Origin of the sequence: Mycolicibacter arupensis (assembly GCF_002086515.1) — a bacterium.
In the GTDB taxonomy this organism is placed as follows: domain Bacteria; phylum Actinomycetota; class Actinomycetes; order Mycobacteriales; family Mycobacteriaceae; genus Mycobacterium; species Mycobacterium arupense.
Genome location: NZ_MVHH01000147.1, coordinates 1 through 227, shown reverse-complemented (window position 1 = coordinate 227; position 227 = coordinate 1). Strand labels below are relative to the sequence as shown.

Here is a 227-nt window from a genome sequence, read left to right as displayed (position 1 = left end):
GTCTGGGGCGTCATGCCGGCGGTGACCTGATCATGGCGCAAGTCCTGGCTGCCGTACCGGTCGCCGGACTCGATGCCGTGCTGGTAGCCGTTGAGCTGGTACTGGAGAGCGGCAGCCTGAGCGCCGAACACATCCTCAATGTCGTGGCACGGCTGACAGCATCCGAACCACCACCCAGCGTCGAAACCCACTTGTCGCTCAAGGAAGCCCCCGTCGCTAACACGGCG

1 pseudogene is annotated in these 227 nt (G+C 64.8%); it reads left to right on the top strand.

Annotation, left to right across the window (positions count from 1 at the left end):
* Positions 1–227 (top strand): annotated as a pseudogene (locus BST15_RS21095) (IS21 family transposase); the annotation flags it as partial.